The sequence below is a fragment of the Micromonospora sp. NPDC005205 genome (genome assembly GCF_040608275.1).
In the GTDB taxonomy this organism is placed as follows: Bacteria; Actinomycetota; Actinomycetes; order Mycobacteriales; family Micromonosporaceae; genus Micromonospora.
On the sequence record NZ_JBEXHV010000019.1, the window covers coordinates 14,655 to 28,804 of the forward strand.

Consider the following 14,150-nt stretch of genomic DNA (forward strand, 5'->3'; position numbering starts at 1 on the left):
AGGCCGTGCGGCGGGGTTTACGGCTTTGGCGGGATGCGGCGGCGGACATCCTCGGAGGTGGACGGACCGGGCGACCAGCGGGCCACCCAGGGCAGCTCCTCGGACGGGGTGAGCACGCCCTCCTCCAGGCTCGCGTAGCGGCCGGCGAGGATGCGCTTCGCGGCAGCGGTGTCAACCGAATCGGTGTTGTCCCAGAGGGCGGCGAACAGGGCGTCCACCCGCACCCGCGCCTGCCGGCAGAACAGGTCGGCCAGCTCGACGTTCTCCGGGCGGCTGTCCCGTTCGGCGCAGGCCCGGACGCAGACCGCGGACATCGCGAACAACTCGGCGCCGATGTCCACCACCCGGCCGAGGAACGCCTGCTTACGCTCCATCTTTCCCTGCCAGCGGGACATCGCGTAGAACGTCGACCGGGCCAGCTTGCGCGACGAACGCTCCACGTGGCGCAGGTGCGCGGCGAGCGGGCCGAACTCGGCGTACGCCGAAGGGCTCTGCCCCCGACCGACGGCGAGCGTGGGCAGCCACTTCGCGTAGAAGGCGCCCGCTCGCGCACCGGCTCGGGCCTTGCGGCCAAGCCCCGCGTCCGGGTCGATGATGTCGCCGGCCACCGACAGGTGGGCGTCGACCGCCTCCCGCGCGATCAGCAGGTGCATGATCTCGGTGGAACCCTCGAAGATCCGGTTGATCCGCAGGTCGCGCAGCATCTGCTCGACGGCGGCCGGACGTTCGCCGCGGGCGGCCAGTGAGTCGGCCGTCTCGTAGCCGCGCCCGCCCCGGATCTGGATCAGCTCGTCGGCGATCTTCCAGGCCATCTCGCTGGCGTACAGCTTGACCAGTGCCGCCTCGATCCGGATGTCGTTGCGGTCGTCGTCGGCGAGCAGACAGCAGAGGTCGAGCATCGTCTCCATGCCGTACGTGGTGGCGGCGATGAACGAGAGTTTCTGCGCGACCGCCTCGTGCTCGCCCACCGGCCGTCCCCACTGGACCCGGTCGGCGGCCCACCCTCGGGCCACGTTCAACGCCCACTTGCCGGCACCCACGCACATGGCCGGCAGTGAGAGCCGGCCGGTGTTCAGAGTGGTCAGGGCGATCTTCAGCCCCTTGCCCTCTCCGCCGATGACGTTCTCGGCGGGGACGATCACGTCGTGGAACCGGGTCAGGCTGTTCTCCAGCCCGCGCAGGCCGATGAACTCGTTGCGCCGCTCGACGGTGATGCCGGGGCTGTCGCCGTCCACCACGAACGCGGTGATGCCGCCCCGACGTCCCTGCGTGGCCGGCACCCGGGCCATCACCACCAGCAGGGTGGCCACGATGCCGTTGGTGGCCCAGAGCTTCACCCCGTTGAGCCGGTAGCCGGTGCCGTCCTCGGTCGGCTCCGCGATGGTGGCCAGCCGGGCCGGGTCGGAGCCGACGTCCGGCTCGGTGAGCAGGAACGCGGACACCTCACCGGCGGCGAGCCGGGGCAGGAAGCGTTGCTTCTGCTCGGGGGTGCCGAACATCTTCAGTGGCTGCGGCACCCCGATCGACTGGTGCGCCGAGAGCAGCGCGCCGATGGCCGGGCTGACCGAGCCGGCCAGCATGAGCGCTCGGCAGTAGTGCAGGTTGCTCAGCCCGAGCCCGCCGTACTTCCGGTCGATCTTCATGCCGAACGCGCCGAGGTCGGCCAGGCCGTGGAACACCGAGTCGGGTATGGACGCGTCCCGCTCGATGGCCTCACCATCCACCTCGGAGGTCAGGAAGGCGCGGAACCGGCCAAGGAACTCCTCCGCGCGAGCCACGTCGTCCGGGTCAGATCGGGGCCACGGGTCGATCAGGTCGAGCCGGAACCGGCCGAGGAACAGCTCCTTGCCGAAGCTGGGCCGGTCCCAGGTGGATTCGCGGGCGGCCTCGGCGACCTGCCGGGCTTCCTTCTCGGTGACCTGCCCGGCTTCGGCGGGCAGCGGCGCGGCGGCACCGGCCGTGGGTTCGGAGTCGGGGCCGTCCGGTGCCGGTCGGCCGTTCTGCGTCGTGGTCACGGCTGCCCCCTCGAAGCTCGATGCGGCTACCGTCACGCTACCCCCGGTTGTTACCCAGGGGTAGCGCTGCGTGAAGATCGACGCGGTCAGCGTTCCTCGATGGTGTCCGGGTCGTCGTCATCGTCGTCGATGTCGTCCTCACCCCAGCTGCGCCGGGCGAACGGCAGCACCATCCAGAAGGTGAGGAACCAGAGCCCGGTCAGGGCGCTGAGCAGGAAGGCGATCGGCCGGTCCAGCACGAAGTCGGTGATCAGCAGGACCGCGCTGACCATCGCGATCAGCATGAAGCCGAGGCCACCGGTCGCCATCCGGTGCGCGAAACGGACCAGCTCCGGTTTGCGCCCCTGCCGGAACAGCGCCCGGTGGAACGCCACCGGCGAGATGATCATCGCGGTGGCGGCGGCCGCCGCGAGCAACGCCACGATGTAGACGTCGCGCTGGAACTCGGTGGTCTCGTTGAACCCGTTACTGAACGGCAGGGTGAGCAGGAAGGCGAAGAGGATCTGCACGCCGGTCTGGGCGACCCGCAACTCCTGCAGCAGGTCGGCGAAGTTGCGCTGCCAGCGCTGCTTCTCGGTCTCCTTCGACACGCGCTACCTCCGGTGAGACGCTACTGCCGGCGGTCCCGCCCGCCGGCAGCAACGCCAATGCCCCACCCGGCCGAGCGCGAAACAAGTTCACGACACCTGCCGTTCATCTCGGCGACGCGCGTCGGCCGCCCGGCGGCGTCAGGACCCGCGTCGGATCCGGCCCGCGTAGCGCGCTTCCAGCTCGTTGTTGTGCGCGTCGCCGTCCGGGATGTTCGCCGACAGGTAGACCGGGGGCCGCTCGCCCGCCGCCAGCAACCGCGCCACCACCTCCACTGTCACCTGCTGCGCCAGCAACGCCGCGGTGATCGAGGAGACCGCGCCGACCGCGCCACCGCCCGGCAGGGGCAGCGTCGCGTCGCCGTACGGCGCACCGTTGTCGAGCACCACGTCGGCGAGGTCGCTCAGCTTGCGCCCGGACGGGTGCCGGGAGGCCATTTGGCCGGAGTGCCGCGCCGAGGTGATCGCCACCAGCCCGTGACCGTGTTCCTTCACCAGCGTGGCGAACTCCACCATCGCGCCGTTGACGCCGGAGTTCGAGGCGAGCACGAAGACATCGGTGGGGCGCACCGGGGCCAGCTCGTAGAGGCGGTGCGCGACGGCCGGGTCCCGTTCCAGCAGCGGGCCCAGCCGGTCGGCCGGCTCGCCGCCGAGCAGCACCAGGTCGCGTAGCGCGATCCGGTTGGTAGGCACCAGACCACCCGCCCGTCCGGCGATCTCCATGGCGAGGGCCTCCGAGTGCCCGGTGCCGAACGCGTGCACCACACCGTCGGCTCGGACGGCCTCGGCGATCAGGTCGGCGGCCCGCCCCACCGCCTCCCGCTGACTGGCAGCCACCCGGCCGATCGTCTCGGTCACCACGGCCAGGTAGTCCTCGGCACTCACCGTCATACGTCCTCCGTCGTTCGATTGCGGGCCAGCAGCCCGTTGGTGTCCACTGCTGCTCAGGCCGTCCCGCCGGCTCGGGCCAGGATCGCCTCGGCGAGCGGGGCCGGTGCCGCGTCCGGGATCCAGTGACTCACCCCGGGCAGCTGCACGAAGCGGTAGTCGCCGGTGACGTTCTGCGCGCACGCCTCGGCGGCGGTCCGGCCGATGGCGACGTCCCGGTCACTCCAGACGTACGTGGTGGGCACCGCGACCGGGCCGACGCCGGCCAGGTCGGCGCGGGACATCGCTCGGTACCAGTTCAGCGCGGCCGTCAGCGCACCCGGCTCACGCATCGGGTCGGCGTACCGGTTCACCCGGGACGTGTCGCCCACCCCGCCGAGCATCTTGCGCAGCGCGGTGGCGTGCCACGCCAGCAGGACCTTCTCCGCTTTTTCGGGCTTGCGGAACAGGGCGATGTACGACGAGCGGGCCTTCTGTTGGGCGTCCGTGCTCAGGGCGTGCGCCATGGCCGCCGGATGGGGTACGGACACGGCGGTCAGCGTGTGGACCCGCTCGGGGTGCCCGGCGGCAACCGCCCAGGCCACTATCGCGCCCCAGTCGTGGCCGACCAGGTGCACGGCGTCCAGCCCGAGCGCGTCGAGCACCGCCACCACGTCGGTGACGAGTTCGGGAATCCGGTAGTCGGCCACCACCGTGGGCCGGGCACCGGGTGAGTAACCGCGCTGGTCCAGCGCGTACGTGCGCAGCCCGCCCGCGTGCAGCGCCGGCACCACGTCGTCCCACTCGCCGCTGTGCTGGGGGAAACCGTGCAGCAGCAGGACGGGTACGCCGTCCGTCGGACCGCCGACGGTCACCTCGAACGTGAAGCCTCGCGCATCAACCCGCATGATCGGAAGCGTACCCAGACGGCGGTCGGCCGCTCGCTCCCGCAGGTCAGGCGGATGCCCTGCTGGGCCCGCGCCCCTGGTCGGTGTTAGCGTCAGCGAGACAACTTCATATCCGACAGGGGAGCGCACAGCGCTGAGAGTGCGGGCACGCCCGCAGACCCTCGAACCTGATCTGGGTAATGCCAGCGCAGGGAGTTCGGTCGACCTCCAGCCGCGCCGCAGTCCGGTGCCACCGGACGCGGCGTGCGTCTTCTCCTGGTTCGCACTCACGAACTGGGAGCAACACATGACATCCACCACTGACACACACCGTTGGCGCACCATCGACATCGTGGTCGCCTCGGTGATCGCGGTCGCCTTCGGCGTCATCTTCTGGGCCTGGGGCCTGGTCTGGAGCGCCACCGAGGGCGCGTTCGCCTTCTTCCCGCCGGCGCAGACGCTGCTCTACGGCGTCTGGCTGATGCCGGCGGTGATCGGTGGGCTGGTCATCCGCAAGCCCGGCGCCGCGCTCTACTGCGAGACCGTGGCCGCGGTCCTGTCCGCGCTGCTGGGCAGCCAGTGGGCCGGCACTGTCATTCCGCAGGGCATCGTGCAGGGCATCGGCGCCGAGCTGGCCTTCGCCGCCTTCCGGTACCGGTCGTTCCGCCTGCCGACCGCGGTGTTCGCGGGCGCGCTGACCGGCCTCAGCGCCGCGCTGTTCGACTTCTTCGTCTGGAACGTCGACTACGCGCTGACCGACTACCGCATCCCGTACGCGCTGCTCACCATCGTCAGCGCCACAGTGATCGCCGGCCTGGGCGGTTGGCTGCTGACGAACGCCCTGGCCAACACCGGCGTCCTGGACCGCTTCCCGGCAGGCCGGAACCGAGCCCTGATCTAACCCCCACCAACTCGCGTCGATCATGAGGTTGACGGGCGGATGGATCTCCACAACCACCGTCAACCTCATGATCGACCGTGCAGGGTGAGGTGAGGTGGGGCGGGGCGCGGCGGGGAGGGGGTGGTTTGGTGGGCGGGGTACTGCTGCGGGGGTTCGGGTGGCGGCACGCTGGGCGGCGGGCCTGGGCTCTGCGCGGGGTTGATCTGCGGGTTGAGGCTGGGGAACGGGTTCTGCTTCTTGGGCCGTCCGGGGCTGGCAAGAGCACACTGCTCAGCGCTCTGGCGGGGCTGCTCCCGGAGGACTCCGGCGAGCAGGAGGGCACCGTCGAGATCGACGGGCTCGACCCCCGCAAGGGGCGGGAACGGGTCGGCATCGTCTTCCAGGACCCGGAGACCCAACTGGTCATGGCACGCTGCGGCGACGACGTCGCGTTCGGGCTGGAGAACCGGGGAGTACCGGCCGACGAGATCTGGCCCCGGGTGGACGAGGCGCTGCGCCGGGTCGGCTTCCCGTACTCCCGGGACCGCCACACCGCCGCGCTCTCCGGCGGTGAGCAGCAACGGCTCGCCCTGGCCGGCGCGCTGGCCCTGCGCCCCGCCCTGCTGCTGCTCGACGAGCCGACGGCCAACCTCGACCCGACCGGGGCCGAACTGGTCCGGCACGCGGTGGCCGGCGCGCTGGACGCCGACACCACGCTGATCCTGGTCGAGCACCGGGTCGCCGAGGCACTGCCGCTTGTCGACCGGGTGGTCGTCCTGGAACCGGGTGGCGGCGTCCGCGCGGACGGCCCGCCCGAGGCGGTCTTCGCCGCCCACGGCGCCGCCCTGGCCGCCGAGGGGGTCTGGGTGCCCGGTCACCCCATCGCGCCCCGACCGGCCACCGCCAGCCCCGGGGAGCTGTTGCTCACCGCCGACCGGCTCGGCCTGCCGCCCCGGCTGGGCCCCACCGACCTGGCGGTACGCGCCGGTGAAGCACTCGCCGTACGCGGACCGAACGGTGCCGGCAAGTCCACCCTGGCGTTGCTGCTCGGCGGTCTGCTCAGGCCGGGCAACGGGCAGGTCACCGCGACCGCCGAGTTGGCCGGCGCGGACCACCGCACTCCCCCGCACCGGTGGCGGGCACCCGCGCTGGCCCGACGCATCGGGTCGGTCTTCCAGGACCCGGAGCACCAGTTCGTCACCAGCACCGTCTTCGACGAGCTGGCGCTGGGCCCGCGCCGCACCGGTCAACCCGAGGCTGCCGTCAAGGCAACCGTAGCCGGGCTGCTGGAACGGCTACGGCTGGCCCGACTCGCCGCCGCCAACCCGTACACCCTCTCCGGTGGCGAGGCGCGGCGGCTGAGCGTGGCGACCGCCCTCGCCACCGCGCCACGCCTGCTGATCTGCGACGAACCCACCTTCGGTCAGGACCGGCGGACCTGGCGGGAGCTGGTCGACCTCTTCGCCGACCTGCGCGACGCCGGGCACGCCGTGGTCACCGTCACCCACGACGCGGACTTCGTCACCGCGCTCGCCGACCGCACCGTCACCCTGCACCGAACCCCGGACGACCACCGATGATCAGCATCGAGCCGGTCGCCGCGCCGGACGCCCCGTTGGCCCGCCGCAACCCGGTGGCGAAGGTCGCCGCCGCACTCGTCTTCTCGTTCACCCTGCTGGCGACCCTGGACCCGGTGGCCCCGGCAATCGCCATCGCCCTCGAACTGGCCGTCCTGCCGCTGTTCGGCATCCGCTACCGGGTGCTGGCCCGGCGGGCCTGGCCACTGCTGCTCAGTGCCGCCGGCATCCTGGTCACCCTGGTGCTGTTCGCCGCCGACCGGTCCGGCCGGGTCCTGCTGGACGTGGGACCGGTGCTGGTGAGCACCGGCGTCCTGCTCACCGCGCTCGGCCTGGTACTGCGGGTGTTCGCGGTGGCCCTGCCCGGTGTGATCGTCTTCGCGACCACCGACCCCACCGACCTGGCCGACGCGTTGATCCAGAACGCGAAGGCACCGGCCCGGTTCGCCATCGGTGCGTTGGCCGCGTTCCGACTGGTACCGCTGCTCGGTCAGGAGTGGCAGATGATCAGCATGGCTCGACGCGCCCGGGGCGTCGACGCGGGACGCAATCCGGTGGCGAAGCTGCGACTCTTCGCCTCCACCGCGTTCGCGCTGCTGGTCGGGGCCATCCGCCGAGGCACCCGACTGGCGGTGGCGATGGACGCCCGCGGATTCGACGCCGGCACCCCGCGTACGGTCGCCCGGCGGCAGCGCTTCACGGCGGCCGACGGGCTGCTGGTCGCCGGTGCAGCGGCGCTGGCCGGGGCGGCGCTGACGGTCAGCGTGCTGCTCGGCACGTTCCGCCCGCTGCTCGGCTGAGGGCGGCTACGCAGTCACCTGTTCGCGTTCCTGCCGTGACCGGGACTCCCGACGTTCCGCTGGCCGCAGCAGATTGACCCGGACGCCTCCCGCGAACGCGACTGGAGCAGCACATGGGACACGGACCGGCACCCCGCGATGACCACGACCAGACGGCCGTCACCGACGGACTCCCGGCGCTGGACCGCTCCGCCCCGGTCGCCGAGCACTGCCGCGCGTACGGGTCGGGCTGCTACGCCTGGGCGGTGAACCGGTGATCGTCGGGCTGAGCCTGGGCCACCGGACCGTACGGGAGGCCGAGCACTGGCTGGCCGAGCACGTACCCCCGCTCGACCTGCCCGACCTGGTGGCCTGCACCCACCTGTCCTGGGCACCGCATCCACACGTGGCCCTGAGCCTGGGCAGCGACCTGTCCGACGACCGGCTGGCCGGGCTGCCGGCGAGCCCCGCCGAGCTGAGACAGGCCGCCGACCATGCGGCCATGGAGCACGCCACCCGCCGTTCGGGTCGGGCGGTGCGCTATCCCGGGGTCGACCGTCTGGTCGGGACGCTGACCGTCGCCGAGCTGCTCGACGCCAGCGCCATCCAGCGGTGATCGTGTTGGGCGCGCCGCCGGACGGACGGGAGACCGTAGTGCACACCCGGGACTTCGTCCGGCCGCAGTGGCAGGCCGGCGAGCTGATGCTGATGGCCACGCCGTACCGGGCCGCCGGCATCGCCCCGTGCGAGGTGCCGGACCCGACGCCCTGCCGCGCCGGGCAGCACTGACCGGACGTTCAGTCGAGCTGCCGGATCTCGACGTCGCGGAAGGCCACCTCGTACGGCGGCTCTGCGGGCTCGTCCCGGGCCGGGTCGCGGAAGATGCCGAGCACCACCCGGCCCGGCACCGGGGCGCCGTCCCGGGCCGCGCCGATCTCCACACCTTCCCGGAGGAACCGCAACTGCCCGCCCCTGGCGACGATGCCCACCTGGATCGTCCGGCCCAGTGCCAGCTGCCCAGCCGGGTAGGGGAAGGTGCCCGCCGGGGTGACCGCGTTCGGGCTGTCCACTCCGTGCGCCACGAGGTGATATCCGTCCGGGCAGACCCGCAGCGCGTGCCCACCCGTCAGGTCGGTGAAGCGGAACCAGATGCCGGCGCAACTGCCGGGCCGCCGCAACGCCACGTCCACCTCGACCTGAAAGTCGGCGAAGGACTGCTGCGGCCCCAGGCAGCGGTACGGACCCTCGGACCGTTTCGTCACCACGTACGCCCCGTCGAACGCGCAGCTGACCCGGTTCTTCTCGTCGGTGCGGGTCCGCCAGTAGTTGGTGACGGTGAGCGGATCCCGGATCACCACCGACGGCAGTGCCGGCGTCGCGCCGGACGGCTCGACGGACGGCTCGACGGACGGCGTCGGGGCGAGGCCGAGCGGCTCGCCCGGGCCTCCCCGCAGCACCCCGGTCAGCACGCCGACGCCGGCCAGCGCGGCGACCAGCGCCAGGGCGGAGAGCACCGTGGCGGCGACGAACGGCCACCGCCGGGGAGTCGGCGCGGGCGGGCTCATCGCGGGCGCGGAGGTCGCGGGCGGGGGCGCGGAGGCGGGTAGGGCGTCCGCCGGCCTCGCGACGGAGGTCGGCCTCGGCGTCGGGGTGGCGGACGAGACACCCCACCGGGTGGTGGCGTCGTCGTCCGCAGGCGGCGTGGCAGGGGCACCGGACGCGACCACGGACCCGTGGGTGGTGTGCCGCCGACCGGCGAGCTCGGTCTCGAGGAGGGGACGCTGGTCGGTCGCCGCCTGCGCCTGCTCGACGGCGGCGAGCAGCGCGGACCGGTCGGCCGTCACTTCGGCGGAGCCGGTCTCCGGCCGCGGAGCGACCGTCAGCAACCGGTCCAGCAACTCCCGCGCACCGGGCCGGCTCGCCGGATCCTTCGCCAGCGCCTGCTCCACCAGTGTGCGCAACGGGCCGGTCAACCCGTCCAGGCCCGGCTCCTGGGTGAGGATACGCACCGCGGTGGCCTGCGGCGTGTCCGCTGCGAACGGGGTCCGACCCGTACCGGCGAACGCGACGACCGCGCCCCAGGCGAACACGTCGGCCGCGGCGGTCAGCGTCCCACTGCCGGCCGGCTCGAACCGCTCCGGCGCCATGTACGCGACCGTCCCGACCACCTGGTCGGTCCGGGTGACGGCGCTGCCCTCAACCGCCCGGGCGATGCCAAAGTCGATCACCTTCGGGCTGCCCGGCGGCAGCAGCACATTGCTCGGCTTGAGGTCGCGGTGGATCACGCCGGCACCATGGATGGCGGTCAGCGCCGTCGCCACGCTGATCGCCAGGCCGTGCAGGTTGCCAGCGGTCAGCGGCCCCCGCTCCGCCACGACGGCAGCCAGGCTCGGTCCGTCGACGTATTCGACGACGAGGTAGGGCGGCTCATGATCGGGGTCCGCGTCGAGCACCTCGGCGGTGCAGAAGGGCGGAACCTGCCGGGCCCGCTTCACCTCGCCCCGGAAGCGCCGCCGGAACTCGGCGTCGTCGGAGCGGTCGGTGCGGATCACCTTGACCGCCACCCGTCGGCCACCCGGCTGCTCCGCCAGAAAGACGGTGCCCATCCCACCTTCGCCGAGCCGGCCGAGAAGCCGGCACGTCCCGAGGTGCCGGGGATCGCCAGGGCGCAGCGGCTGGAAGTCTTCGGTGGTATCGCCCGTCATCCCGTCCCACTTCCGTGCCTCACGCCCGGTCCGCGCCGGGAGCCGGCACAGTATCGCACCCGTCCCGCTCATCCCGGGACCGCGGCGGAACCAACCACTGCCCAGCGGCGGCGTCCACCGACCTTCCACCCTGGACGGTGAGGTGCGCCCCGTCGGAGGCGACGTCGCGGCCGGCAATCCGTAGGGCCCCCGTCGGCGCCTCCCCGCCAGTGTCCACGGCCACCCCCTGCCGGACCAGCGCGCGAACCGCCGCGTTGGCCCGCCGGGCCCCGCCGCCGGAACCGACCGACTCCACCACCAGTGGCACCCCCGCGCCCGCCGCGAGCTGGGCGGCCATCCGCAGCGCGGCCGGCCCGTCGGCGCCGTCCGCGGCGACCGCCACGGCGGGCCAGGGGCGGGCCGGCAACCGGTGCGCCGTGACCCACACCGCGTCGGGCACGTCCACGTCGGCGGGCTGGGTGGACAGCACCACGGCCGGCTGCGCCGTCGCCACCTCGCCCGCCAGCTCACCTCGGGGGTCGGTCGCATACCGCACCAGCACCGGCGCGCCGAGACCCGCGCTGCGGACCGACTCGGCCAACCGGGCCAGCTCCCCCATCGCGGCGGTCATCCCCGCCAGCTCCGTGTGCAGGCCCGCACCGACCTCCACGGCGGCTACCGGGTACGGCAGCAGGCGGTTCAGCACCACCTCGGCGGGTCTTCGGGATCCGGCCAGGTCGACCGCGAGCGCGGTCAGTTCGGCCGCCCGCTCACCCTCCGGCACGACCACCAGCACCCGGTGGGTGTCGGGCCCACCGAGCGCGGCCCGCTGTGCCTGGGCGATGTCCCGGTCCACCAGGCGACGGGGATAGATCACATTGAGCAGTGGCCCGGCCATCACGGTGGTGACCAGCGCCATGACCACCATCAGCGAGAACAACTCAGGGTTGAGGATGCCGAGCTGCAGACCCACGGTGAGGATGACGATCTCGGTGAGGCCACGGGTGTTCATCAGGGCCGCGAGCGCCCCCGCCGGCCGTCGGGCGACCCGCTGCGAGCGGGCGCCGAGGTACGCGCCGACGAACTTGCCGCCGATCGCCGTGACGAGGATGAGGGCGAGGTCCACCACACCGGAGAGACCGATCCGGGACAGGTCGACCTGGAGCCCGGCGATCACGAAGAAGACCGGGAGCAGAAGCAGCACGGAGACCTGCTCCAGGCGCTCCAGGATCTCCTCCCGCAGCGCCGAACCGTCCACCCGCGGCATGATCGCGCCGAAGACGAAGGCACCGAAGATGGCGTGCAGGCCGAGCAGCTCCGTGGTGTAGCAGGACAGCAGCAGGCCGACCAGGATGAAACCGAGCACGTCCGGGGTGAGTCGGCCGGCACGTGCCCGGACGACCGTCAACCGGCGCAGCATCGGCCGCACCCAGCCGAACATCACCAGCAGGTACGGTGCCACGAGCAGCACCTGCCACGGGAATCCGGCCTCCGCACCGCCCACCGCGACGACCCCGGCCAGCAGGCACCAGGCGACCACGTCGTCGACGGCGGCGCTCGCAAGCGCCAGCCCGCCCAACTCCGTCCGGACCATCCTCCGATCGGCGAGGATCCGCGCCAGCACCGGAAAGGCGGTGACCGCCATCGCGGCGCCGAGGAACAACGCGAACGGCACCACCCGGTCGACGTCGTGCCGCCCCGCCAACCACCCGGCCAGACCGACGCCGAGGCCAAGTGGCACGACGATCGATCCCAGCGAGACCGCGGCCGCCGCCCGCAGCCGGCCCCGCACCAGGGACTGGTCCAGCTCGTAGCCGATGATGAACATGAACAGCACGAGACCGACGTTCGCGAGCCCGGACAGGGCGGGCCGGATCTCGGTGGGGAACAGCCGCCCGCTCAGCTCGGCACCGAAGATGGTCGGACCGAGCAGCACACCGGCCACGATCTCGCCCACCACCGGCGGCTGCCCGAGGCGCTTCGCCGCCGCCCCGAGCAGGCGGGCGAGCGCAATCACGACGGCCAGGGCGAGCAGGAGTTGGCCCACCGCGTGCGCGGTCACGCCTCGTTCTCCGCGGCGATCCCGTCGAGCCGGGCCGCGACCTGCGCCGCGGTGGGACGGTCGCCCGCGGGCGCCAGGCAGTCCGCCACCAGCCCGCGCAGCGCGTCCGGCAGGTCGGGGTCGACGCGGGGCGGCCGCGCGAGCACCGCCCGCAGGGCGAGCAGCGCGTTTCCCGGGGGCAACTCGCCGTGGACGCCGCTGCCGGCGAGCACCCGGTGCACGGTCGCGCCGAGGGACCAGACGTCACCGTCGGGTCCGGCGGGGTCGCCGAGGAGCACCGCCGGGTCGACGTACTCGACCGAGTCGGCCGACCCCATCCCGGTGATGGTGGCGCCCTCGGTGAAGATCTGCGAGAGGCCGAGGTCGGCCAGCCGACCGCCACCGTCGCGCAGGAGCACGTTCCCCGGCTTGATGTCGCGATGCGCGATGCCCGCAGCGTGCAGGGCCGACAGCGCCCGGGCCGCGTCGGCGAGCGCCCGCAGCGCGGTCGACCGGTCGACCGGTACGGCGGGCTGGGCTAGCGAGCCGTCCGGCAGGTATTCGGTCGAGTAGTAGAAGAAGCCGTCGTGCTGACCTGCGTCGTACAGGTCGACCAGGTACGGGGACCTGACCGCGGCGAACGCGGCGAGCTCTCGGGTCGCCCGCCGGAACGCCGTCTCCTCGGACTCGGCGTGCAGCACCTTGACGGCGACCAGGTCGGCCGGGATCGGGAGCCGGGCCGGCCGGTTCGCCAGGTAGAAGGTCCCGTGGTTACCTGAGCCGAGCGGGCGGATGAAGGTGTAGTCGGCGATGCCGCGCACGGGCTTCCTCAGGGGTTCCGGTGGGATTCGTACCGCAGCCACCGTGCGGCGAACTCGATCTGGGTGCCGGGCCGGATCACGACCGGCTCGCCGGCGGGCACCCGCCGGGTGTCGGCGTCCGCTGCCTCGCGCAGCATGGTGCCGTTGGCAGAGCCTAGGTCCACCACCGCCACCTGCCAGCCGCGCAGCTGGATCCGCAACTGCAGGCGGGAGACTCCGGAGATCTCGCCGGTGAGCCGGACCTGCCGCGCCCGCCGGGCCCGGACGTCCGGATGCTGCTCCGGACGGCGCCCGACGACATAGTCCGTGTCCAGCCGGAAGGTGACCCCATCGTCGGTGATCAGCACGCCGAGTGGCGGCCGCGGCGCCAGCCGGGTGGCGAGCGTCTGCTGATGCATGGCGATGCCGCAGCGTTGGCAGTAGCGCAGCCCGGGGTCGTTGAAGTGGCCGTTCCGGCAGTCCACGCCCTCGACCATCGCCGGCAGCACGACCGTCGGCTCACCGGCCGTCGTCGCGACCACCTCGGTGGCGCCGGCGACGAGCAGCACCGCGGTGAACGGCACGGCCGGGTCCGGCTTCCGGCCGCTCACCCGAGCCGCCCGCCGAAGAAGCGCCAGCGCAGGAACGGCACCCGCATCGGGCCGTTGGCGACCAGCCAGACCGCCAGCCAGACCGCCAAGAAGTGCAGCAGGAACGCACCGAGCGGAGGTGGCCCGGCGAGCCCCGGCAGCGCGTGGTGGTCGAGCAGCAGCCAGATCAGCGCCGCCTCGGGCACCGCCGTGCCCAGACCGAACAGCAGCGGCCAGTCCTTCTCCCAGCGGAACTGCATGAGCAGGTGGTAGACCAGCTCCCAGCCGACGCCGAGGACGGCGACGGCGACCAGCACCCCGAAGGTGTCCCGGTAGCCGACACCGGAGGGCAGCAGCGGGGTCACGATCGCGGTCACGAGTGAGCCGACGACCGCCAGGAGCACGAGCCGGGTCTGGATCCGTCCGGCGAGGGTGGGCACCAT

15 protein-coding genes and 1 riboswitch are annotated in these 14,150 nt (G+C 72.8%); of the genes, 6 read left to right on the forward strand and 9 right to left on the reverse strand.

Going from position 1 to position 14,150, the window contains the following annotated elements; translation table 11 throughout:
* Nucleotides 1-17 precede the first annotated feature (17 nt).
* The 4 genes from ABZU43_RS26960 to ABZU43_RS26975 all read right to left on the reverse strand — a co-directional run bounded on the left by ABZU43_RS26960 (nt 18) and on the right by ABZU43_RS26975 (nt 4,377).
* On the reverse strand, nt 18-2,015 hold the full coding sequence (locus ABZU43_RS26960) for an acyl-CoA dehydrogenase family protein (RefSeq protein ID WP_355009251.1): 1,998 nt from the start codon (nt 2,013-2,015) through the stop codon (nt 18-20).
* Between the two features lie 86 nt (nt 2,016-2,101).
* Nucleotides 2,102-2,605 carry a DUF6328 family protein gene (locus ABZU43_RS26965; protein WP_355009252.1) on the reverse strand — a complete coding sequence of 168 codons (504 nt, stop codon included), beginning with the start codon at nt 2,603-2,605 and terminating at the stop codon, nt 2,102-2,104.
* Nucleotides 2,606-2,743: 138 nt separating this feature from the next.
* Complete coding sequence (locus ABZU43_RS26970) at nt 2,744-3,493, reverse strand: SIS domain-containing protein (RefSeq protein WP_355009253.1); 750 nt, start codon at nt 3,491-3,493, stop codon at nt 2,744-2,746.
* Nucleotides 3,494-3,546: 53 nt separating this feature from the next.
* Nucleotides 3,547-4,377, reverse strand: a complete 831-nt coding sequence (locus ABZU43_RS26975) for an alpha/beta fold hydrolase (RefSeq protein ID WP_355009254.1) — start codon at nt 4,375-4,377, stop codon at nt 3,547-3,549.
* Between the two features lie 107 nt (nt 4,378-4,484).
* A riboswitch (TPP riboswitch) is annotated at nt 4,485-4,589 on the forward strand.
* Between the two features lie 74 nt (nt 4,590-4,663).
* Here ABZU43_RS26975 and ABZU43_RS26980 point away from each other — a divergent pair.
* The 6 genes from ABZU43_RS26980 to ABZU43_RS27005 all read left to right on the forward strand — a co-directional run bounded on the left by ABZU43_RS26980 (nt 4,664) and on the right by ABZU43_RS27005 (nt 8,381).
* Nucleotides 4,664-5,257, forward strand: coding sequence for an ECF transporter S component (locus ABZU43_RS26980; RefSeq protein ID WP_210786970.1), 594 nt, complete (start codon nt 4,664-4,666; stop codon nt 5,255-5,257).
* Nucleotides 5,258-5,385: 128 nt separating this feature from the next.
* Nucleotides 5,386-6,816: an ABC transporter ATP-binding protein gene (locus ABZU43_RS26985; protein ID WP_355009255.1), complete on the forward strand. Its 1,431-nt coding sequence runs from the start codon at nt 5,386-5,388 to the stop codon at nt 6,814-6,816.
* Nucleotides 6,813-7,613 carry an energy-coupling factor transporter transmembrane component T gene (locus ABZU43_RS26990; RefSeq protein ID WP_355009256.1) on the forward strand — a complete coding sequence of 267 codons (801 nt, stop codon included), beginning with the start codon at nt 6,813-6,815 and terminating at the stop codon, nt 7,611-7,613. Before ABZU43_RS26985 ends, ABZU43_RS26990 begins: the two co-directional genes overlap by 4 nt.
* A gap of 113 nt (nt 7,614-7,726) precedes the next feature.
* Nucleotides 7,727-7,870: a hypothetical protein gene (locus ABZU43_RS26995; RefSeq protein WP_355009257.1), complete on the forward strand. Its 144-nt coding sequence runs from the start codon at nt 7,727-7,729 to the stop codon at nt 7,868-7,870.
* Nucleotides 7,867-8,208, forward strand: coding sequence for a hypothetical protein (locus ABZU43_RS27000; protein ID WP_355009258.1), 342 nt, complete (start codon nt 7,867-7,869; stop codon nt 8,206-8,208). The genes ABZU43_RS26995 and ABZU43_RS27000 overlap by 4 nt, the downstream gene beginning before the upstream one ends.
* Nucleotides 8,205-8,381 (forward strand): hypothetical protein, encoded by a 177-nt coding sequence (locus tag ABZU43_RS27005; RefSeq protein WP_355009259.1) that lies wholly within the window; start codon nt 8,205-8,207, stop codon nt 8,379-8,381. Before ABZU43_RS27000 ends, ABZU43_RS27005 begins: the two co-directional genes overlap by 4 nt.
* 8 nt (nt 8,382-8,389) lie before the next feature.
* Here ABZU43_RS27005 and ABZU43_RS27010 read toward each other — a convergent pair whose 3' ends face one another.
* From ABZU43_RS27010 to ABZU43_RS27030, 5 genes are read right to left on the reverse strand one after another with little or no spacing between them, the layout of a single operon-like run.
* The gene (locus ABZU43_RS27010; RefSeq protein WP_355009260.1) at nt 8,390-10,297 is read right to left on the reverse strand and encodes a serine/threonine-protein kinase; all 1,908 of its coding nucleotides are present in this window, start codon (nt 10,295-10,297) and stop codon (nt 8,390-8,392) included.
* Between the two features lie 19 nt (nt 10,298-10,316).
* Nucleotides 10,317-12,338, reverse strand: coding sequence for a cation:proton antiporter (locus ABZU43_RS27015; protein ID WP_355009261.1), 2,022 nt, complete (start codon nt 12,336-12,338; stop codon nt 10,317-10,319).
* The gene (locus ABZU43_RS27020; protein ID WP_355009262.1) at nt 12,335-13,138 is read right to left on the reverse strand and encodes a protein kinase; all 804 of its coding nucleotides are present in this window, start codon (nt 13,136-13,138) and stop codon (nt 12,335-12,337) included. The genes ABZU43_RS27015 and ABZU43_RS27020 overlap by 4 nt, the downstream gene beginning before the upstream one ends.
* Before the next feature lie 8 nt (nt 13,139-13,146).
* Nucleotides 13,147-13,728: an FHA domain-containing protein gene (locus ABZU43_RS27025; protein ID WP_355009263.1), complete on the reverse strand. Its 582-nt coding sequence runs from the start codon at nt 13,726-13,728 to the stop codon at nt 13,147-13,149.
* Entirely contained in the window at nt 13,725-14,150 is a 426-nt protein-coding gene (locus tag ABZU43_RS27030; RefSeq protein ID WP_355009264.1) for a hypothetical protein, read from the reverse strand. The genes ABZU43_RS27025 and ABZU43_RS27030 overlap by 4 nt, the downstream gene beginning before the upstream one ends.

Bases quoted from the DNA above. Each gene is read 5' to 3' on its own strand.
- ABZU43_RS26970 (WP_355009253.1), bottom strand. From the start codon at position 3,493: ATGACGGTGAGTGCCGAGGACTACCTGGCCGTGGTGACCGAGACGATC.
- ABZU43_RS26975 (WP_355009254.1), bottom strand. From the start codon at position 4,377: ATGCGGGTTGATGCGCGAGGCTTCACGTTCGAGGTGACCGTCGGCGGT.
- ABZU43_RS26980 (WP_210786970.1), top strand. From the start codon at position 4,664: ATGACATCCACCACTGACACACACCGTTGGCGCACCATCGACATCGTG.
- ABZU43_RS26990 (WP_355009256.1), top strand. From the start codon at position 6,813: ATGATCAGCATCGAGCCGGTCGCCGCGCCGGACGCCCCGTTGGCCCGC.
- ABZU43_RS26995 (WP_355009257.1), top strand. From the start codon at position 7,727: ATGGGACACGGACCGGCACCCCGCGATGACCACGACCAGACGGCCGTC.
- ABZU43_RS27010 (WP_355009260.1), bottom strand. From the start codon at position 10,297: ATGACGGGCGATACCACCGAAGACTTCCAGCCGCTGCGCCCTGGCGAT.
- ABZU43_RS27030 (WP_355009264.1), bottom strand. From the start codon at position 14,150: ATGGTGCCCACCCTCGCCGGACGGATCCAGACCCGGCTCGTGCTCCTG.